Below are 19,358 nucleotides of genomic sequence, written 5' to 3'. Positions count from 1 at the left end.
ACCGTAGCGTCGCCGCGATGCGAGCGGCGACCTCGCATTCCGCCGCCCCCGTGGGAGCGCTGATGACAGAAAAATTGGTGACGGTTGCGTACCTTAACCGATGTTAGCGTTGATCAATAACAAAGAGCGACAAGCTAACCCCAGGATGCCGTTATGTCTATTTTTGCCGATGCCGCCCGCCTCCTCAGCAACTTGGCCAACGTGGGATCGCAGTTCATCGGCCTGGACGCCAATCTCATGCCATCCACGTCGGACTCCGGAGCTGGTGGCGAATATCTTGCGGGCAGCGTGACCGGCATGACCGGAGGCCTGGGAAGCTCGCTGAGCTCGGGTCAAATTCTCGGGGGCATTTTCAAGCCGGCAGACGCGCTCGCAACATGGGATCGCAATGCCAACCTAGGCAGCCAAGATCTTCGACAAAAATACAGTGCCGACATGTACTACAAACCTGCCCATCGGCTGCAGGTTGCCCGCAACGGCGAGCGAACTTCCAACGTGAAACCGGCGGGTGCGGCCGTCAACATTCTCCCGTGGACTGCCAGCGTTATCGGATATTTAGAGCTGTTGCTGGGATTCGGGCCACCGAACGAGGGTGACGATCTGAAAGTCGGCGCACAGCTTTGGGGCAGGTTGCGAGATGAGCTCGCATCGGCCATTCCGAACGAGGACTGGCAGGGAGAGGCCTCGGATACCTACGCGGGTCAGGTGGCAGCAGTGCAGGACATTGCGCAGACGCTGGCCGAACTGGACGGTCAGCTGGCAGAGATCGTTGTAGAGCAAGCGGAATGGGTCACCCATATTCGTCTGGGTTTCGGGATTTTGCTCAACCTGCTTACCGCGGCAATCGTCATTGAAGTCGCTCTCCGAATAGCCCTGGCTATGGTCCCGGGCGGACCGGCGTGGGCAATGGGTTGGGCGATCTTGGCTTCTTCGCTTGCAATGGCTGCCGCCCTCGGCATGCTCGGCGCCTTGACCGGCTTATCGGTAGAAAACGGCAAGAAAGCACACCATGTCACCTCCGAAATCAATCGGCTAGGCGAGGCCGCGACGCAACTAGTAAATGAGTCGATGGCTCATAGCGTCGGTTCCGTGGCGCCTCAGTCGCGGGTCTCTGAATTCACCGGCGGCCGGCCAACACAGCCGAAGATGACCAAGGCGAGGTCTGAATACGAGCAGTTTGGCGCAAGTGCGACACCGCGTAGCCCGCAGGGTGAGGATGCCGAACGCGATGAAAAGCAGAACGTGACGATTCCGGCCCTCGATGAATCGATGCGAATGCTGAAACAGCAGGGACCCAACTACTCCGGACAAGCCCCTCGACGAGCGGGCTCGCGCAACCGGGTGATCGGAGAAAAACGCCGGCTCGACTCCGTCGAAACCGATGGAGCGGCTGCGGGCACCGACGCTGCCGACCGTGCGCCCATCGATCGTGAACTACGTCAGGGTGTTAATGAGAAGCTGGCACAGCCACTTCCGGATTGAACCGCGACACAAAGGCTTACGCGGATGCGACGGCGGACAGGCGCCATTCACCGGGCACGGTCTATTCCGCCACCATCCAGTAGGTCAGAACCATCGACCGGTCGCTAGTCGGGAAGCCGACTCCCTGGAAAGCTATTTCGCCGGGCGTGGGATTGTCGTCAGCGCGGTTCCGCCAGGTCAGGCAATACGTGCCGCCGACCGATTCGATATGCAAGTCGAAATCGCCGACCAACTCGTCTTCGATGCCGAAGTACTGAACATGGTAGTTACCGGGAAAGCCATTGGACGTGTCGCCAGTTGCCCGGCCCCGGCAGATCGTGCGGTCCTCCTCGACCGCGTTAGAAGAGATCCAGCGCGCATCGATGACGTCTGTTTCCTCAGTATTGAACCGATATTCGGCAACCCCGATCACCGCGGTGTGAATCATGCCGGGCATCTTATCCGTCGCGGCTGCTCACTTCTGAGCCGCAACCATTGACTACCGGCCGGGCGCCCGCGCGCGGTGCGACGATGCCCAACCCCGCCGTTTCTAGGCAGTGCTCACGTCGAAGTCCGCGAGCTCGGGTCTGCGTAAGAGTGCGCTATGGGTCTCCGGCGACCAGGGGAACAGCTCGGGCAAGCCATCCTTGCCCAGGTACCAATTGTTGCAGCCCGACGCCCAGATTGTCTGCGGCAAAGCGGCTTTCAAGGTCTCGTTGTAATCCTTGGTCGCCGCTTCCGTCGGTGCTGCGGTATGCACCACACCGTTACGGATCTGACGGATCCACCACAACGCGTAGTCAGCTTGATCCTCGGCGATGGCCATGAAGGACTGCTGACCAAGCGGCGAATGCGGCCCCATCAGCATAAAGAGATTGGGAAACCGCGGTACCGCGACCGACCGATACGCGATCGGACCGTCAGCCCAAACCTCGTCCAGGGTGATGCCACCCTCCCCGATCAGGTTCAGCGGCCGCACGTAGGCCCTGGCGTCGAACCCCGTGGCGTAGACCAACAGATCGAGTTCGTGCAGGGTGCCGTCGACGGTCACGATGCCTCGCGGCTCGATGCGCTCGATCCGATCGGTGACAACGTCGACGGTCGGATGCTGCACCGAACGGTAGAAACGTCGCGAAATCGCCAGCCGCTTGCAGCCCGGCTGGTAATTCGGGGTGAGTTTGGCCCGCAATTCCGGGTCGCGCACCGACAGCCGCAGGTTCCAACGACAGGTGGCCTGCACCAGACGGCGGCGCAATCCCGAATGGATCAGGGCGCCGCCGAAGACCCGCCGGAAGAACGTTCCCCAAAACCAGTGGCCCAGAGCGTTGAATCCCGGCAACCGCGAAACTACGTGTCTGGTCAGCGCCGAGTAACGCGGGTTGGGCAACGGGAAAACCCACTGCGCGGTGCGCTGAAACAGCGTCAATTGGCGCACCTTGCCGCCGAGCTCCGCGATGATCTGCACACCGCTCGACCCGTTTCCGATCAGACCGATTCGCTTGTCCGGCAAAGAAATCGAGTGATCCCACCGCGACGAGTGAAATACCGCACCGGCGAAGGTCTCCCGCCCGGGGATGTCGGGATAGTTCGGTATCCGCAGCACGCCGGTTGCAACGACCATGACATCGAATGTCTCTTCACCGAATGTCGTGGTGAGATGCCATCTCCCGTTGTTGTATTCGGCACTGGTGACGTCGCAACCGAAACGGATGTGTCGCCGGACGCCACGTTCGTCGGCTACCCGCCGGAAGTAGGCCTGCAGTTCCGGGCCTGGAGGCAGCAAACTTGTCCACTTCGGGTTGGGCGCAAACGTGTAGGAGTAGTACCGCGACGGAACATCGCAGGTAAGACCCGGATACGTGTTGTCGCGCCAGGTGCCTCCGACCTCATCGGCTTTTTCGAAAACGGTGTAGGAATCGATTCCGGCATCGGCCAACTTGGCCGCCATGCAAAGACCCGACACCCCGGCACCGATTATCGCGACTTTCACTTGACGCTGCTGCGACATGACCAACACCTACTTCCCCCGATATGAGGCCGAGGGTAGTGACGCGGCGCCCGCCCGTGGTCTCGAGAAGCGGCCAGACAATACGTGTTTTCACCGCCGTGTTCTGCCTTACCGTGGACTCATGGCCCGAATCCGCGACATCGACGCCTGCCCGGGTGCGCTGCGGGTGCATCAGGCCGCTGACGGCGCACTGGTGCGCGTGCGATTGCCGGGCGGGATGATCACCGCCGCGCAGCTGGCGGCACTGGCCGCCCTGTCCAGAGACTTCGGCTCGGGAACCTTAGAGCTGACCGTGCGCGGCAATCTGCAACTGCGCGCGATCACCGACGTGACCGCGGTCGCCCAGGGAGTCGCCAATGCCGGGCTGCTGCCGTCGGCGACGCACGAACGCGTACGCAACATCGTCGCGTCGCCGCTGTCCGGTCGCTGCGGCGGACGCGCAGACGTGCGGGCGTGGGTGGGCGCACTGGATGCGGCGATCTGCGCCGAGCCCAAGCTGGTGGAGCTGGGCGGCCGGTTCTGGTTCAGCATCGACGACGGCCGCGCCGACGTGTCCGGGCTGGGCGCCGACGTCGGGATTCACGTCTGCGAGGACGGCTATGCCGTGCTGCTGATGGGGCGCGACACCGGTCTGCGGATCGCGGCCGACGATGTGGTCTCGACGCTGGTCAAAGTCGCCGTCCGGTTCACCGAAATTCACGGAAAAGCCTGGCGCATAAGCGAATTAGACGACTTAGACGGCCTGCTCCCCGGTGCTGATATCACCGCCACCCCCTTTGTGCCCGTCACCAAACCGCCGTTGGGCTGGATAGCCCAGGACTGGCCCGGGCCCGAAGACCGGGTTGCGTTGGGCGCCGCGGTGCCGCTGGGTGTGCTGCCCGCGCAAGTCGCGGAGTACCTCGCCGCGATCGAAGCACCGTTGGTGATCACGCCGTGGCGCTCGGTGCTGGTGTGCGACCTCGACGACGGTGTCGCCGACGTCGCGCTGCGAGTGCTGGCGCCGCTGGGCTTGGTGTTCGACGAGAACTCCCCCTGGCTGGACGTCAGTGCGTGCACCGGAAGCCCCGGCTGCGCGCACTCGGCCGCAGACGTGCGGGCGGATGCGGCGGACGCCGTCGGGACGCAATCCGCGGGGCGTCGCCACTTCGTTGGCTGTGAACGCGCGTGCGGCAGCCCGCCGACTGGTGAGGTGCTGGTCGCCACCGGGGACGGATACCGGCCGCTTCGCGATCGTGGGGCTTTAGGGTAGGCAGGTGCTCGACTACATCCGCGATGCGGCGGAGATCTATCGCCAGTCGTTCGCGACTATCCGCGCCGAAGCCGATTTGGCACGATTCCCCGCCGACATAGCGCAGGTCGTGGTCCGGTTGATCCACACCTGCGGGCAGGTCGACGTCGCCGAGCACATCGACTTCAGCACCGACGTGGTTGCGCGGACCAGCGTCGCGCTGCGAAATGGCGCTCCCGTACTGTGCGATTCGTCGATGGTGGCCGCCGGGATCACCAAGGCACGGCTGCCTGCCGGCAACGAGGTGGTGTCGTTGGTGGCCGACCCCCGCTCACCCGAGCTGGCCGCGCGAAGGCAGATCACCCGCTCGGCCGCGGGCGTGGAACTGTGGGCTGACCGGCTCGAGGGCGCGGTGCTGGCGATCGGCAATGCGCCCACTGCCCTGTTCCGGTTGCTCGAACTGATCGACGAGGGCACCGCGCCGCCGGTGGCTGTGCTGGGCGGCCCGGTGGGATTCGTCGGCTCGGCGCAGTCCAAGCAGGAGCTCGTCGACAACCGACGCGGCATGTCGTATCTGGTGGTGCGGGGTCGCCGCGGGGGCAGTGCGATGGCCGCCGCCGCCGTCAACGCGATCGCGAGCGATGCCGAATGACGGACTCCCTAAACCAGAGAGGCACGCTGTGGGGGGTCGGCCTGGGGCCCGGCGACCCCGAATTGGTCACCGTCAAAGCCGCGCGGGTGATCGGCGAGGCCGACGTCGTGGCTTACCACAGCGCCCGGCACGGCCGCAGTATCGCCCGCGGCATCGCCGAACCGTATCTGCGGAACGGCCAGATCGAGGAGCACCTCGTCTATCCGGTGACCACCGAGGTGGCCGATCATCCCGGCGGCTACACCGGTGCGATCGAGGACTTCTATGTCGAAGCCACCCAGCGCATCGCCGCGCATCTCGACGCGGGCCGCAATGTGGCGCTGCTTGCCGAAGGCGATCCGCTGTTCTACAGCTCATATATGCATCTGCACACCCGACTGACGGAACGGTTCGACGCCATCATCGTGCCGGGAGTGACATCGGTGAGCGCCGCCTCGGCCGCCGTCGCGACGCCGCTGGTGGCCGGCGACGAAGTGCTGTCGGTGTTGCCGGGGACCCTGCCCGTTGCCGAGCTGACCCGGCGGCTCGCCGACTCGGACGCCGCCGTGGTGCTGAAACTCGGGCGTTCTTATCACACTGTGCGGGAAGCTCTTTCGGCATCCGGGCGGCTCGATGAAGCGTTCTATGTGGAGCGGGCCAGCACTCCCGCGCAACGGATATCGCCGGCCGCGGACGTCGACGAAGCCAGCGTGCCGTACTTCTCGCTGGCCATGTTGCCGGGCGGACGACGGTTCGAACAGCCGTCCGTCGGGGCCGTCGCGGTCGTGGGCCTGGGTCCCGGCGACAACGACTGGATGACACCGCAGAGCCGACGTGAACTGGCCGCCGCGACCGACCTGATCGGCTACGGCAACTACCTGGATCGCGTCCCCGTTCGCGACGGTCAGCAGCGTCATCCCAGTGACAACACCGACGAACCGGCACGGGCGCGACTAGCGTGCGCGCTGGCCGAGCAGGGCCGCGCCGTGGCGGTGGTGTCGTCGGGCGATCCGGGAGTCTTCGCGATGGCCACCGCCGTCCTCGAAGAGGCCAAACAATGGCCGGGAGTGCAGATCCGGGTGATCCCGGCGATGACTGCCGCTCAGGCCGTCGCCAGCCGAGTCGGCGCTCCGCTGGGCCACGACTACGCCGTGATTTCGTTGTCAGACCGGCTCAAGCCGTGGGACGTCATCGAGACACGCCTGGCCGCCGCGGCCGCCGCCGATTTGGTGCTCGCCATCTACAACCCCGCGTCCAAGACCCGGACCTGGCAGGTCGGCGCCATGCGCGACATCCTGCTGACCCATCGCGAACCGGGAACGCCGGTGGTGATCGGCCGCAACGTGTCCGGGCCCGACGAGGGTGTCCGCGTGGTGCGATTGGCCGATCTGGACCCCGCCGATATCGACATGCGATGCCTGCTGATCGTCGGGTCTTCTCAAACCCAGTGGCACTCAGATGATTCCGGCGACAGGGTGTTCACCCCCCGGCGTTATCCAACCTGAAGGCCTACGAGTCGTGTTCCCAGCTACTCGGCAGCATCGGCGCTGCGGGGCCATCGCTCAACCTGCTGCCGGTGAGCGTCGTCAGCCCGGCCGCGTTGTCCACACCGGATTTCGCTGCGGCCCCGGCAAATCCGATCGGCCCGGCGGCTTCGCCGGAATCTGCGACCGTCGTGATGGGCTCGTCGTCCGGTCCGGGGGCCGCGTCCTCGAGGTCCATGTATTCGTAGCGGTAGGCCTTGTCCTTGACGGTTGCCCCCCGACGCCGCCGAGCCTTGAGCCGCTGCTTGGCCGATGCCGCCGCGACGGGGGCCGGGGCGTCAGCGTCGTCGGGCGCCTGCGCCTCGGATTTGCGGCGCGCGCGACTGCTGGAGCTGGCGCGCCCTGACAAGCCCGACAGACCGACGGCATAGAGCGCGTCGGACAAGCCCGCGCCGAGCCCGGTCGTACTGGTGGGGCCGAAACCAACCCCGGGGCCGCCACCGACCGGCGGGGCGCTGCCTGCGGGCGCGGCCGTCGCCGTGGCGGGCGCCGGCGCAGGTGCGCTCACGCTCGAGGTGGTCGGCACATTGCCGAATCCCGCCGGGGCCGGCGCGGCGGGCATCGGCGTGGGCGCCGGTGCGGGCAATGGCGGCTGGATCGACAGGCGAACCGCGGTGCCCACGGCAATTGCCGCCACGCCGGCGGCTGCACCGGCGGCACCTGCAGCGGCAATAACTATCATGGCGGGGAGCGCGACGACGGCCAACTGAATCGCGGTCGTGATGAACGGCCAGAAGATCATCAAGGTGTGGAAGATGGCCCAACCCATGGCGGTGGCAAGGGCCGGTGACAGTCCGAGCTGCCCGAAGAATGAGGCGAGACTGTTGACCCACGGCACCGGCGGGAAGGGCCAGCCGCCGGGATTGAGCCACTTCGACACCGGCCACGCAAAGCCACTGGTGTACTGCTGCAGCCACTGGGCGAGCTGGTCCATCCAGGACGGATACTGCTGCGTCGCCGTGGTGGCTTGCTGGGTCGTGGTCGTTGTGGTGGCGGCCGCCGACATGATCTGCGGCGCTGGTGTGCTCGGCGGAACCGCGGCAAGCGCGGACTCGCTGACCGCCTCATAGGTACTCATCGTCGTGGCGGCCTGCACCCACATGCGGGCGTAGTCGGCCTCGTCGACAGCGATCGGGATGGTGTTGATGCCGAAGAAGTTAGTCGCAACCAAGGCGCCGTGAATGGCGTGATTCGCCGCGAGTTCCCCCAGCGTGGGCATCGCGGCCAGCGCGGCCACGTAGGCGCCGGCCGCCGCCTCGTGCAGTGCGGCCGCGGCCGTGCTGTCTGCGGAGCTGGCTAGCAGCCAGGTCAGATAGGGGGCGTGGGCAGCGATGTACTGCTCTGCGCTGGGACCTTGCCAAGCGCCGGCCTGGACCGCGCTCAGCAGCCCGGTGAGTTCATCTGCGGCGTCGGCGTATTCGGTGCTCAACGCCGACCATGCCCCCGCGGCCGCCAGCAGCGGCCCGGGGCCGGGGCCGCTGGTCAGCAGAGTCGAGTGCACCTCCGGCGGAAATGCGAGCCAGATCGGGGCGGTCATTGCAGCGGGCCTCGCGGGACTGACGGCGACACGAATACCTCTTCGGTGGCCTAGTGACGGTGTGGGCTGGCGGTTCTTGTCCCTAGTGGTCGTTGCATCGCGCGGTTTAGTTCCCACCGGGTTTGTCGCCCAGGTCTTTGCGCGCGGCGCATGCATGCGCAACGATGCAGGGATGCGGTGCGACGTTGCGCGTGAGGCACTTTCCGCCAGATTGGATGGCGAGCGTCCAGAAGTGCTCGCGCAGCAGGTCGATGCCCACCTGGAGACGTGCCGCGGTTGTCGCACCTGGCTAATCGGCGCGGCCACGCAGACTCGGCGGCTGGCCTCGATCGAGCCCGGCGATGGACCAGACCTAGTCGCCCAAATCATGGCGAGCATCGACGACGAATCCACCCGGTCTCAGCGCTGGATGCGGGCGCTGAGGTCGCGCTATCGACGGTGGGGACTTATCGCAGTGGGTGCGTTCCAGGTGGCGATCGCGGCCGCTCAAATCAGCGGCGTGAATTTCGGCATGGTGTCGCACCACCAAATGCACGGGGCGATGTCCGGCGAACACCTGCTGCACGAGTCCACAGCCTGGGTGCTCGCATTAGGGGCAGCCATGATCGCGGCCGGAATCTGGCCGATCACCGCGATCGGCGTCGCGGCGATTGCCGGTGGCTATTCGCTGGCGCTGATGGGTTACGTGGCCGTTGACACAGTGAACGGACAGGTGACCGCGACGCGCGTCGCGAGTCACGTGCCGGTGTTGCTGGGCCTGGTGTTCGCGGTGTTGGTGGTGCGCGAACGCTCGGGAGGGCGCAGGCCCCGGGAGTCCGATTTCGACGCGTTCGATGCGGAGATGCCCGCTAGATCTTTCACTGGTCGGCGGCCAGGCCATCTGAGGCCGATCAACCGATCCTCGGCGAACCCTGCCGCGAACTCTACGACGGCCCGTCGTAGACTCATCGAACCTGCGGAACTAAGGTGGTTGGCCATGACCGCGTCAAGCGACGACAAGGCCGTTACCGAATTGGCGTTGGCGGCGGCACGCGGGAATGAGCGAGCCCTCGAGGCATTCATCAAAGCCACTCAGCAGGACGTGTGGCGATTCGTCACTTACCTGTCCGATGCGGGCAGCGCCGACGATCTGACTCAGGAAACCTTCCTCCGGGCAATCGGAGCAATCGAGCGGTTCTCCGGACGCTCCAGCGCTCGCACGTGGCTGCTGTCCATCGCGCGGCGCGTCGTCGCCGATCACATTCGCCACGTCAAGTCACGGCCGCGCACCGCCCCGGGGGCCGACCCCGAGCAGGTGCGCAACGGCGACCGGCACGCGCGTGGGTTCGAGGACCTGGTCGAGGTGACCGCAATGATCGCTAACCTCACCGCCGAACAACGCGAAGCCTTGTTGCTGACCCAGCTGCTCGGGCTGCCGTACGCCGACGCCGCCGCGGTGTGCGGCTGCCCCGTGGGCACCATCCGATCCCGCGTCGCCCGCGCTCGCGACGCACTGCTGGCCGACACCGAACTCGACGACCTGACCGGTTAGCCCAGTCCGGCAACCCAATACGCAGCCTCACCGACGGTACCCACCGCGTCGACTCCGGGCGGGAGCTGCGGGCGAGCCACCATCACCACCGGAATATCCAGCGCCGCAGCAGCGTCCAGCTTCGCCCTGGTCATGTCACCACCGCTGTTCTTGGTCACCAGGGCATCGATCCGGTGCTCACGCATGATGGCGATTTCGCTGTCGTGGTGATACGGCCCCCGGGACAACAACACCTGGTGATGGCGCGGCAATGATGCAGCATCCGGGTCGGTGACCGCTCGAATCAAAAACCACACGTCGCTACCCGCGAAGGCTTTGGTTCCCGAGCGGCCGGTGGTGAGAAATACCCGCTCAAAGCGGTGCTTTGTAACAGCTTGCGCGGCTTCGACATCCGAGGCGACGACGATGGCGGCGCCGGGATCCCAGGCCGGTCGGGCCAGCACCAGGTGCGGTATAGCGAGTTCTTGACACGCCGTCGCGGCGTGCGCGGTCATGGTCGCCGCGAACGGGTGAGTCGCGTCGACGACAGCGCCGATGCTTTGCTCCTGCAGCCAGCTGCGTAGCCCTTGGATGCCGCCGAACCCCCCGATGCGCACCGGGCCGACCGGTAGCGCCGGGTCGGGCACCCGGCCGGCCAGCGAGCTGATGATGTCGACTTCTGCGTGCAGGGCTTTGGCGAGCGCTCGCCCCTCGGCGGTGCCACCGAGCAGCAGCACCCGCATCAGTGTTGGCTCCCCCGGGCCCGCCCGGTCGAATACAGGTAGCTATCGGTGAAACCCTCGGCGGCCAGCACGTCGCCGACCACGATGACAGCGGTCTTGGTGATATTCACCTCGTGCATTTGGTCGGCGATGTCGGCCAGCGTGCCCCGCAGGGTTATTTCTTGCGGCCAACTCGCGAAAGCCACTACTGCTGCAGGTGTTTCGGGCCCGTAGCCGCCTTCCAGCAGTTGCGGGACGATGGTGTCGATCTGGGCGGCGGCCAGATGCAGCACCAGGGTAGCGCCAGATTGGGCGAGGGTTTTCAGGTCTTCGCCGGGCGGCATGGAGGTCGACAGCGTCGACACCCGGGTCAGCGTCACGGTCTGCGCCACTCCCGGGAGGGTAAGTTCGCGATTCAGGGCGGCGGCTGCTGCGGCGAAAGCCGGTACGCCGGGCACGATTTCGTAGCCCACGCCCAGCGCGTCGAGTCGCCGACACTGTTCGGCCAGCGCGCTGTACAACGACGGGTCACCGGAGTGCAGCCGCGCGACGTCGTGGCCTGCGGCATCGGCGCCGGCGAGTTCGGCGACGATCTGCTCGAGCGTCAACGGGCCGGTGTCGATGATTTTCGCACCGGGCGGGCAGAGGGCCAGCAAGTCGTCGGGCATGATCGAACCCGCGTAGAGACATGTTTTGCATCGTTGCAGCAGTCGCTGACCACGAACGGTGATCAGGTCGGCGGCACCCGGTCCGGCGCCGATGAAGTACACCGTCACTTCGTCACCGCCCACTGGGTGACTGGGTATTGCGGGCGCCAGCCGGTGAAGGCGCCCAATGGCTCGCCCTGGCACAGCTGAAAGCGCCGCAGCTCGCCACCGAGACACGAATATGCTTGTATCAGCAGCGATTCCGATTCGACAGTGACGGCGTTGACGACCAGACGCCCGCCAGCTGGCAGGTTGTCCAGACTGGCGTTGAGCAGTCCGGCGCGGGTCAGGCCGCCGCCGATGAAAATGGCCGACGGCTCCGGGACATCTTCGAACGCGTCGGGCGCTTCGCCGCGCACGTCGATGTTGACGCCGAAGGCTGCGGCGTTGAATTCGATGTTGTGGCGGCGTTGGTCGTCTTGTTCGAAGGCCACCGCGCTGCAGCCGCGCCAGCTGCGGCACCATTCGACGGCGATGCTGCCCGAGCCGGCGCCGACATCCCACAACCGCTCGCCGGGCCGTGGGGCCAGTGCGGCCAGAGTCACCGCCCGGATGCCGTGCTTGGTGATCTGGCCGTCGTGGGTGAACACGTCGTCGGGCAAGGGCGCGATGCGCTCGTCGGGCAGGTAACGAACGGCGATCACGTTGAGGTCGTCGATGTCGGCGGCGGTGTCGTCGGCCCACTGGCGCGCGGTGCCGTCGCGGCGGCGTTCGGCGGGGCCGCCGAGTTGTTCGAGCACGCTGAACTCGGAATCGCCGCGCCCGTGCGTGGTGAGCAGTGCGGCCAAGGCTTTTGGCGTGGACCGGCTTTGCGACAACACGACCGCATGGCCGCCACGGCGCACCGCGGTGCTCGGCGCCGCGGTGACCAGGCTGATCACCTCGGTGTCGTGAACGTTCCAGCCCATCCGGGCGCAAGCCAGTGTCACCGCCGACACATGCGGCAGCACTTTGACTTTTGCGGCGCCGTGGAGCCGGATCAGGGTGCCGCCGATGCCGTGCATGAGTGGGTCGCCGCTGGCGACGATGTGGATTTCGCCTGGGGCGTCGACGGGCAGTGTTTGCAGCGCTTGCAGGGCGGGCAGCATCGGCGACGGCCACTCCCGACGTTCGGCGGTCACCGTGTCGTCGAGCAAACCGAGTTGTCTTTTTGCGCCGTAAATTATTGAGGCCGTTTGCAATTCATTTCGCGATGCCGCCGAGAGGCCGGCCATACCGTCGGCGCCCATACCGACCACGATGATCATCGCGGCATCCTGCGCCAGATGAACTGCGGTAGTAGCCGCATGACGAATGCTGCGGGCCCCAACGCCCAGGGGATCCACACCGTGCGCCGGCCCTTTGCCAAAGCACGCGCGGTCGCCGCGGCCACCTGCTGCGGGGTGCTGGGCAGTGGCGCCGGCGTCATGCCCTCTGTCATACGCCCAATGACGAATCCGGGACGCGAAATAAGCAACCGCACCCCGGTGCCGTGCAGCGCATCGGCCAAACCGCTGGCGAAGCCGTCCAGGCCGGCCTTCGCCGACCCGTAGACGTAGTTGGCGCGGCGCACGCGCGCGCCGGCGATCGAGGAGAACACCACCAGCGATCCCCTGCCGGCCGTGCGCATGGCGGTGGCCAGATGGGTCAGCATGTTGACCTGGGCGACGTAGTCGGTATGCACGACGGCCACCGCGTGCGCGGCGTCGGACTCGGCGCGGCCCTGGTCGCCGAGGATGCCGAAGGCGAGCACCGCGGTGCCGATGGGCCCGTGCTCGGCAACGATCGAGGCGACCAGCGGACCGTGCGAAGCCAGGTCGTCGGCGTCGAATTCCCTGGTGTGCACAGCCGTCGCGCCGGCTGCCTTGACCGCGGCGACCTGCTCATCGAGCTGATCGGCCCGGCGCGCGGCCAGCACCACCGTCGCGCCGGGCGCCAGCAGCCGCGCGAGTTCGATGCCGATCTCGCTGCGGCCACCCAGAATTACAACTGGACCTGCGCCCGTGTCGTCCACGGCTGCGATTATCACCTGCGCTAGCGTGAGCGGTAATGGGGAACACCACGACACGGCTAACCAATGACGCTTTGGCGTTTCTGTCCGAACGTCACCTGGCAATGCTGACCACGCTCCGGGCGGACAACTCGCCGCACGTGGTGGCCGTCGGTTTCACCTTCGATCCGGTGACTCATATCGCGCGGGTGATCACCACCGGGGGCTCGCAGAAGGCCGTCAACGCCGACCGGGCCGGGATGGCGGTGCTCAGTCAGGTCGACGGCGCACGCTGGCTGTCGCTTGAGGGCAGCGCCAAGGTGAACAACGACGCGGACGCCGTGCGCGACGCCGAGCTGCGGTACGCGCAGCGCTACCGCACGCCCCGGCCCAATCCCCGACGCGTGGTCATCGAAGTTCAGATCGAGCGTGTGCTGGGCTCGTCAGATCTGCTCGACCGCGGCGGCTAGCTCACGCATCACGCCAAACCGTAAAGATTGGCTTACCGTCTGGCGCAAGGTAAGAGCGCTTGATCACGTCGACAGATACATCCAGATAGTGGGATAGTTCGACGAGATCTTCAATGCCTGCAATAGCTACGACCTTACCCGTGCGATCGACTAGAGTATGCCGTTCGCGTTGAGCAAATATCTGTTTGCCAATGCTGTATTCCGGCCGCAATTCGTGCCGCTGGAACGGCATCCTTACGCGGGGCAGGCCCTCGTCCCCGCGGATGATGCCTCCATAGGTCCCAAAAAGGTATTTCTCGATTACCGCCATCGAATCTGCCGAAAACTCATACGCCTCGGGTCCCATGCGATCGGAACAAGTCATCACGTACCAATTATCGATCACATCGATGAAGTAGCGACTTTCGCCAAGCTTGGTCCAAACGATCGTCCGGCCATCATCAGTCTGCGATCCCTGGGTTGTGCTAACTCCGGCTAGTCGAAGCCAGTCCTGTAATTCATTCGACAGTTCGACGCTAGTTGTCATGGTTCCAACGCCCCTCGGAGGATGAGTTTGTCGACTGTCTGCGCCTTGCCATCGGCGTCAAAGATCCGTACTTGGATCGATCCGCCAGGTTGGCCCACCCGGGTGCGACCTCAGATACTTCGATCTGCCAGCCGTCGGGGAGACGCCCAAGGGTGAAAGAGTGATACGGGTCAACGGGATTATTGACATGTAGCGAGCGTTCCTCCCAAGATGCGGGCATCCCGTCTTCCATTACTGCTAGGTACTTGCCAGAGTCGCTACCAATTCGGTCCAACAACCTGCCGTAGAACTTGGCGAACTGATCCGCGTTCGTAAAAGCAACTTTTGTACCCGGTACAGCGCCATCGTTCCCAGGAAAATTCATCCATTCGTCGCCGTAGGGACTCAAGTTATTGAAACGCTCGGCATACTGCTGCTCACTATATGCGTGTCCTAGCGAATCGCGCCCGAAAGGCGCACCTGGATCCCTGATCAGCTTTGCAATCGACGGCAGGATGGTGTTTGGATCGGCGGGTTTACCCGCAAAGTCCCAGTGCTCCGACAAAGGCTCGCCGAAATGCGGGTCAACTGGATCATCCGGCAACCGATGCCATCCGTCGCCCGAAGGCTGGTGAGAATGCACTGGATCCTGGCGGCCGCCGCCGTCGCCGGGCGTGTCAGGTGTGCCATCGTTTGGAGACCCAGTCGGCCCACTGCTGTCCTTCGGCCCTCCGTGCCCGCCTCCGCCCGGTGAGCCGCCGTCACTAGGACCGTGGCCAGGGCTGCCGTCCGGCGTGGCCCCACGTGGACCGCCACCCGTCGGACCACCCTCAGCGGGCCAGTGCCAACCATTAGTCGGCGCTGACAGTTCAGGCGGACGACCACCAGTCGGAGCCGTGAAATGTGGGGCTGGCCCGATGGGCGCCGGCGGCGTGGAGGCGACTTGCGATGCGCGCGCGTCGACAACCAGTGGGTCAGTCAGTGATGCGCTAGAGGGCGCATGCACCGGAACGGGTTCATGCGCAGCGCCGTTGGGCGCGGGCGACGGTTCGTGAGGTGCGAGTGTGGTGCCGGACCCACTGGGCGCCACCGACTCGTGCGACACGGTCGGCGATTCGGGTGCGCGCGTGCCCGGCGGCGCGGCTTCGACGGGGTGCGGCGCGGGCCCGGCGGTCGCCTCGATTGTCCTTCCGGGCAGCCCGCCGACCGGACGACCGCCGGGCAGCGGATCCGCTTTGGGCAGATCCAATTTGAGACTTTCGAGGTCTTTGGTCAGACCATCGCTCGCCTTGCCGATATCGCGTAGGGCGCCGCTTGCGCGGGCAATATCTCCAAGCTCGCCGGCCCGGCCCATGACGCCCGCCGAGTCACCGCCAGCTTCGGCAACCCGTGTGGCTCCCCTTGCGCCATCCGCCACCGCACCGGCTTCCCCACCTCCGAACAGCATCACCGCTTCAAATATGTCTCCTCCGAGCCCCAACCCCGGCCGATCACTACGCCAATCATTCAGGTGCAGAAGAGATTTGAATGACTGCAGATTGGCTTCGCCAGCCTCCCGGAGATTGATCAGCGCATTAGCCAAACCTGTCGTGGCCATGCTGCCCCAAGGGGCTGCCGCTCCCTCAGGATCGATAAGGAACCAGCGCGGGTCGAGGTCTACCGCGGATTGCAGCGCCCCGAACGCAGCCTTGACTACTCCCTCATTCCCGTTGACCCAGGTGTCGAAGACAGTCGCGACCGGGTTACCGATCTCATCACCCAAAAATTGGGTGAACTCGCCACGCATGTACTTCTCGAAGTCGACAATCGAGTCGTCGGCGCGCTGCATCAGCAGTTGTGCGCCCTGCTCGAGAGACCGGGCTTCGCGACCCAGGTTATGCAAGACAGCGTTGATGTCATTGCCGATTCTTTTAATTTCGTCAAGCGCCTCACCATCGAAAATCGAGACCACGTCATGCCATAGGTCGGTCAGCAACTCGAGGCGATGCAACAGATCCCGAATAGCGTTCTGGGCGTGCGACACCTCGTTGGCGAAGTCATCAACAACGCGGGCCATTTCGGCGCATTGGGCATCCAAACGTCCTATGTCGGAACTCATTTTCGACAGGACCCGAGTTACTAGATCCCCTTCGGGGATCTGCTGTGTCCCGACCAGCGCCTGCGACGCCGACAGCCCGCCCTGCATGCCGGTGGCCGCCGACCCGAATGCGCGCCAACAACCTGCGGCCGCATGTAACGCCGCCACATCGCCGTCAGGCCATACATCGTCGACGAACGATTGCACCAACGCCCATAGCAGGGGCGGTGGTTCTCCAGGACCCAATGTGCCTGGCGGCCCGGGTGCCTCGATTCGGGCCGGCTTGCCGGGCGCCGACAGTACACCGCCACCGCCACCCAGCCTGGACGCCGCTTCGGCTCTCGAATAGTTCGACGCGCCAACCTGAATCGCGACGCCGTTGTAACGACAGGCGTTAACCGCCGCAGTCGCCAGCTTCAGCAGCGACACGGCCGCCGACTGGTATCCAAGCCCGAACACCATACCGCCGGCATCCAGACCGGTGTTGGCTCCGAAGCCAGCCGTCAATACAGCCATCGCGGCGGCGAGCCCATCGCCAGTAGCAACCACGGCGCTGCCCGAAGCGGACAACGCCTCTGGATCCACCGCAAGGACTGGCATGCGCGAATTGTCGCCTGGGCCGCCCGTAGCCGCTATTCACCTGCGGGTCGCCGAGCGCCGCACTATCGCGGAAGACCGTGAATTGACCGGCTCAATTGCTGCGATTAGCCTCGCGATCAGGGCATGTGGGGGCACGAGATCCTCAATGGTTTAGAGGATTTGGGACAGACAGAGCGGAACGGGGCCGCCTGTCGCTACCCAATGAGAAATGGAGTAGCCATGTTCGTTGCCATCGGACATTTGCATTCCGAAGCGCACCCGTCCACTCCCACAAAGCAGCAGGTATCACGGTGCAGCTCAGTTACATAAACGTCCTGCAGTTAATCGCCGAAGCCGGCGGTGACCCGTGGGCGATCAACCAAGGCTTGCAAGTCGGCCGCCCGGCGCAGATCTCCGACTTGGCAGAGGCATTCCATGCTGCAGGCAGGTGTACGACCGAGTCCAGCAATGCGTTCGATGAAGCGCGTCGCCGCTTTGAGGCTTCGTGGAATCGCAACAAGGGCGACAATCCGATCAATGACTCCGCCGAAGTGCAGCGCGTGGTCAACACACTCGGGACGCAGTCGTTGCAGTTGCCCAAAATCGGGGCGGAGTTGGAACGGATTGCCGCCGAGTTGGCCGAAGCGCAGCGAACGGGCGCGGTGTTCATCTCGAACTTGGAGACTCAATTACAAGTCATAGATCGCGAACTCGGTACCGCCCTCGCGCAGGAGAGCAGTGGACATCTCACCGGCGCAGAAATAGCCGTCGTTACCCAACACGTCATTGACCTTGAAGATCTAGCGATTGCCGACACCGAGTCGGCACTGGGCCAGCTGAAATCAATCCGCGAGGGATACTCCGGCTACCTTCAAGGTGCACTGAACACGCTGCGCACGGAGGGCTACGACGCGAGCGGCATGCAGGCGTTGGATGCGCCAGGGTCAGGCCCAGACGCCGGCGCCCAAGCCGGCCAGCGGCAGAACCAAATTGATGCTTTCACAAAGGTTTTCGGCCGAACACCACGCTCAGCCGCTGACTGGGAAACAGCTGCAGCACTCGATCCGCACAGCTATGAACCCAAGAACGGCGGCTGGCCTCCCAACATCGTCGTGGGGCGCATCAAGCCGGTACCGGGGCAGGGCGTGGTGCGGACAAACATGTTCATTCCGGGCCGCGCAGTATGGGACCCACAGCCTGATTGGCCGCCATACCATGACAATCTGGGTGATAACCGAGGTTTCTCTCCGACGGCGAGCCCCGAGGAGTCGCGAGTGTCGATATATGTCGATTACGAGAACGGCATCATCGTTGCCCGGCAGAACCCGTCAGTCGACGAGACCACCGGTCAGGTCCGGGTCGGAACACCTAGCATCTCGGCTGTCCAACAGAGCAATGGCTCAGTCTTGGTCAAGTACAGCGCTGCCGACCCATTTTCGCCAGGAGGACAAGATCTCGCCAAGGCAGCCTCATTCGACGTGAATGGCGCCATCGCGATTGAACCTAGGCCCGGAGGACCACGCGTCGGCGGCACGGTAACAAACTTTCCTGCGATTGAGGTCTACAGCGATATGCCGGGCGGAACAACTACACCACTAGTCCAGTCGTGGCCTCTGTTCGTGGATGACGCCCGCGGTCCCGCGGCGGGTCTCTGGTGGCACAAGCCAATTGGTGACGCAGCTCTTGAGCTGTCCTTCAACGATCAGGGTCCGGCTCCCAGGATTCCGGCCCCTCCGCATAGTGGCCACCTGCCCCCTGTGGCTCCGATCGGTCCGGCCCTTGTCGCTAGCCCACCGGGTACCTATCCTCTTGGACCTGCCGATCACCCGCCCGAAATCGGTGTGCACGATCCCGTTCTAGTTTTGCCGCAGCTGCCGGCCAGATAGAAAGAGTTGACTGAGTCGAATGAAGGGGCAAATTGACTGGATACGAACCGTCTTTTTCGGTGCAATCTCTGGCGGCTTCCTCTGGGCGATCATGTTAGCGGTGCCGCTTTCAGTGATACACGGAGTTACGACGACACGCGATTTCTACACATTTGTCTCCGCTACGTCGATCGGTATCGTCATCGTTGGATTCACCCTGTACTCCAGGGCAACAACGTCGCTCTGGCGCAGCACAGCGGTCGGAATTATTTTGGCCCCGCTGACCGGATGGTCGATCCTATTGTTCGTTACTTTGACCGTAGTGCTGCCCAGGAATGGGATCTACTGAAGTGGGATCCGCGGAGCGCAGCGACTCGTTCAAGTACGCCCAGAATCATCCGATTCAGCTCCTCACCGGACTTTTTACCGGTGTCATGTCCACGCTGCTCACATTCGGTTTGTTCTGGTTCTTCGCACCCGTACTGCCCCTAGCGCTATGCGGAATTACTATGCTGTTCCGACGCACAAAAGCATTCTCTATAGGT

At 64.7% G+C, this 19,358-nt stretch carries 17 protein-coding genes and 1 pseudogene; 9 read left to right on the top strand and 9 right to left on the bottom strand.

Features of this window, described 5'->3' with window-relative positions; genetic code table 11:
* Nucleotides 1-153 precede the first annotated feature (153 nt).
* Nucleotides 154-1,482 carry an EspA/EspE family type VII secretion system effector gene (locus H7K34_RS02745; RefSeq protein WP_264059680.1) on the top strand — a complete coding sequence of 443 codons (1,329 nt, stop codon included), beginning with the start codon at nucleotides 154-156 and terminating at the stop codon, nucleotides 1,480-1,482.
* Between the two features lie 61 nt (nucleotides 1,483-1,543).
* Here the strand turns inward: H7K34_RS02745 and H7K34_RS02740 are convergent, their stop codons facing one another.
* Together H7K34_RS02740 and H7K34_RS02735 are read right to left on the bottom strand one after the other, a co-directional pair.
* Entirely contained in the window at nucleotides 1,544-1,909 is a 366-nt protein-coding gene (locus tag H7K34_RS02740; protein ID WP_264059678.1) for a hypothetical protein, read from the bottom strand.
* A gap of 102 nt (nucleotides 1,910-2,011) precedes the next feature.
* A complete protein-coding gene (locus tag H7K34_RS02735) occupies nucleotides 2,012-3,469 on the bottom strand; it encodes a flavin-containing monooxygenase (protein ID WP_264059676.1) in 1,458 nt (485 codons plus the stop codon).
* A 121-nt stretch (nucleotides 3,470-3,590) separates the two neighbouring features.
* Between H7K34_RS02735 and cobG the strand changes: the two genes are divergently transcribed.
* From cobG to H7K34_RS02720, 3 genes are read left to right on the top strand one after another with little or no spacing between them, the layout of a single operon-like run.
* Entirely contained in the window at nucleotides 3,591-4,718 is a 1,128-nt protein-coding gene (gene cobG, locus H7K34_RS02730) for a precorrin-3B synthase (protein ID WP_264059675.1), read from the top strand.
* 4 nt (nucleotides 4,719-4,722) lie between these two features.
* Nucleotides 4,723-5,349, top strand: coding sequence for a precorrin-8X methylmutase (locus H7K34_RS02725; protein WP_264059674.1), 627 nt, complete (start codon nucleotides 4,723-4,725; stop codon nucleotides 5,347-5,349).
* On the top strand, nucleotides 5,346-6,833 hold the full coding sequence (locus H7K34_RS02720) for a precorrin-2 C(20)-methyltransferase (protein ID WP_264059670.1): 1,488 nt from the start codon (nucleotides 5,346-5,348) through the stop codon (nucleotides 6,831-6,833). The genes H7K34_RS02725 and H7K34_RS02720 overlap by 4 nt, the downstream gene beginning before the upstream one ends.
* A gap of 4 nt (nucleotides 6,834-6,837) precedes the next feature.
* Here the strand turns inward: H7K34_RS02720 and H7K34_RS02715 are convergent, their stop codons facing one another.
* On the bottom strand, nucleotides 6,838-8,409 hold the full coding sequence (locus tag H7K34_RS02715; RefSeq protein WP_264059664.1) for a PPE family protein: 1,572 nt from the start codon (nucleotides 8,407-8,409) through the stop codon (nucleotides 6,838-6,840).
* A gap of 154 nt (nucleotides 8,410-8,563) precedes the next feature.
* On the opposite strand from H7K34_RS02715, the pseudogene H7K34_RS02710 reads away from it, so the two are divergent.
* Nucleotides 8,564-9,202: pseudogene (locus tag H7K34_RS02710) on the top strand (DUF2275 domain-containing protein); the annotation flags it as partial.
* Between the two features lie 183 nt (nucleotides 9,203-9,385).
* Nucleotides 9,386-9,940 (top strand): RNA polymerase sigma factor SigC, encoded by a 555-nt coding sequence (gene sigC, locus H7K34_RS02705; RefSeq protein ID WP_264060492.1) that lies wholly within the window; start codon nucleotides 9,386-9,388, stop codon nucleotides 9,938-9,940.
* On the opposite strand, the gene H7K34_RS02700 is transcribed toward sigC, so the two are convergent.
* Genes H7K34_RS02700 through H7K34_RS02685 form a run of 4 tightly spaced genes read right to left on the bottom strand, consistent with a single transcriptional unit; the run spans nucleotide 9,937 to nucleotide 13,341 of the window.
* Complete coding sequence (locus H7K34_RS02700; protein ID WP_264059662.1) at nucleotides 9,937-10,662, bottom strand: cobalt-precorrin-6A reductase; 726 nt, start codon at nucleotides 10,660-10,662, stop codon at nucleotides 9,937-9,939. The two genes, sigC and H7K34_RS02700, sit on opposite strands and share 4 nt — an antisense overlap.
* Complete coding sequence (cobM, locus tag H7K34_RS02695; protein ID WP_264060490.1) at nucleotides 10,662-11,417, bottom strand: precorrin-4 C(11)-methyltransferase; 756 nt, start codon at nucleotides 11,415-11,417, stop codon at nucleotides 10,662-10,664. The genes H7K34_RS02700 and cobM overlap by 1 nt, the downstream gene beginning before the upstream one ends.
* Complete coding sequence (gene cbiE, locus H7K34_RS02690; protein WP_264059660.1) at nucleotides 11,414-12,595, bottom strand: precorrin-6y C5,15-methyltransferase (decarboxylating) subunit CbiE; 1,182 nt, start codon at nucleotides 12,593-12,595, stop codon at nucleotides 11,414-11,416. The genes cobM and cbiE overlap by 4 nt, the downstream gene beginning before the upstream one ends.
* Nucleotides 12,592-13,341, bottom strand: coding sequence for an SDR family NAD(P)-dependent oxidoreductase (locus tag H7K34_RS02685; protein ID WP_264059659.1), 750 nt, complete (start codon nucleotides 13,339-13,341; stop codon nucleotides 12,592-12,594). The genes cbiE and H7K34_RS02685 overlap by 4 nt, the downstream gene beginning before the upstream one ends.
* Before the next feature lie 35 nt (nucleotides 13,342-13,376).
* On the opposite strand from H7K34_RS02685, the gene H7K34_RS02680 reads away from it, so the two are divergent.
* Entirely contained in the window at nucleotides 13,377-13,787 is a 411-nt protein-coding gene (locus H7K34_RS02680) for a F420-dependent biliverdin reductase (protein WP_264059657.1), read from the top strand.
* Nucleotide 13,788: 1 nt separating this feature from the next.
* Here the strand turns inward: H7K34_RS02680 and H7K34_RS02675 are convergent, their stop codons facing one another.
* Together H7K34_RS02675 and H7K34_RS02670 are read right to left on the bottom strand one after the other, a co-directional pair.
* Entirely contained in the window at nucleotides 13,789-14,313 is a 525-nt protein-coding gene (locus H7K34_RS02675; RefSeq protein ID WP_264059655.1) for a TNT antitoxin family protein, read from the bottom strand.
* Nucleotides 14,303-16,831, bottom strand: a complete 2,529-nt coding sequence (locus H7K34_RS02670) for a WXG100-like domain-containing protein (protein WP_457852187.1) — start codon at nucleotides 16,829-16,831, stop codon at nucleotides 14,303-14,305. The genes H7K34_RS02675 and H7K34_RS02670 overlap by 11 nt, the downstream gene beginning before the upstream one ends.
* Before the next feature lie 428 nt (nucleotides 16,832-17,259).
* Between H7K34_RS02670 and H7K34_RS02665 the strand changes: the two genes are divergently transcribed.
* Both H7K34_RS02665 and H7K34_RS02660 read left to right on the top strand, forming a co-directional pair.
* Nucleotides 17,260-18,834 carry a putative alpha/beta hydrolase gene (locus H7K34_RS02665; protein WP_264059651.1) on the top strand — a complete coding sequence of 525 codons (1,575 nt, stop codon included), beginning with the start codon at nucleotides 17,260-17,262 and terminating at the stop codon, nucleotides 18,832-18,834.
* A 19-nt stretch (nucleotides 18,835-18,853) separates the two neighbouring features.
* Nucleotides 18,854-19,162 (top strand): hypothetical protein, encoded by a 309-nt coding sequence (locus tag H7K34_RS02660; RefSeq protein ID WP_264059644.1) that lies wholly within the window; start codon nucleotides 18,854-18,856, stop codon nucleotides 19,160-19,162.
* Nucleotides 19,163-19,358: the final 196 nt, after the last annotated feature.

The sequence above is a fragment of the Mycobacterium montefiorense genome, assembly GCF_025823255.1.
Lineage (GTDB): Bacteria > Actinomycetota > Actinomycetes > Mycobacteriales > Mycobacteriaceae > Mycobacterium > Mycobacterium montefiorense.
Note: the sequence above shows the minus strand (reverse complement) of the source record. Positions and strands in the feature narration are given on the sequence as shown.

Coding starts and splice junctions, on each gene's coding strand:
- H7K34_RS02745 (WP_264059680.1), top strand. CDS start 154: ATGTCTATTTTTGCCGATGCCGCCCGCCTCCTCAGCAACTTGGCCAAC.
- H7K34_RS02740 (WP_264059678.1), bottom strand. CDS start 1,909: ATGATTCACACCGCGGTGATCGGGGTTGCCGAATATCGGTTCAATACT.
- H7K34_RS02735 (WP_264059676.1), bottom strand. CDS start 3,469: ATGTCGCAGCAGCGTCAAGTGAAAGTCGCGATAATCGGTGCCGGGGTG.
- cobG (WP_264059675.1), top strand. CDS start 3,591: ATGGCCCGAATCCGCGACATCGACGCCTGCCCGGGTGCGCTGCGGGTG.
- H7K34_RS02720 (WP_264059670.1), top strand. CDS start 5,346: ATGACGGACTCCCTAAACCAGAGAGGCACGCTGTGGGGGGTCGGCCTG.
- H7K34_RS02715 (WP_264059664.1), bottom strand. CDS start 8,409: ATGACCGCCCCGATCTGGCTCGCATTTCCGCCGGAGGTGCACTCGACT.
- sigC (WP_264060492.1), top strand. CDS start 9,386: ATGACCGCGTCAAGCGACGACAAGGCCGTTACCGAATTGGCGTTGGCG.
- H7K34_RS02700 (WP_264059662.1), bottom strand. CDS start 10,662: ATGCGGGTGCTGCTGCTCGGTGGCACCGCCGAGGGGCGAGCGCTCGCC.
- cbiE (WP_264059660.1), bottom strand. CDS start 12,595: ATGATCATCGTGGTCGGTATGGGCGCCGACGGTATGGCCGGCCTCTCG.
- H7K34_RS02680 (WP_264059657.1), top strand. CDS start 13,377: ATGGGGAACACCACGACACGGCTAACCAATGACGCTTTGGCGTTTCTG.
- H7K34_RS02675 (WP_264059655.1), bottom strand. CDS start 14,313: ATGACAACTAGCGTCGAACTGTCGAATGAATTACAGGACTGGCTTCGA.
- H7K34_RS02670 (WP_457852187.1), bottom strand. CDS start 16,831: ATGGTGTTCGGGCTTGGATACCAGTCGGCGGCCGTGTCGCTGCTGAAG.
- H7K34_RS02660 (WP_264059644.1), top strand. CDS start 18,854: ATGAAGGGGCAAATTGACTGGATACGAACCGTCTTTTTCGGTGCAATC.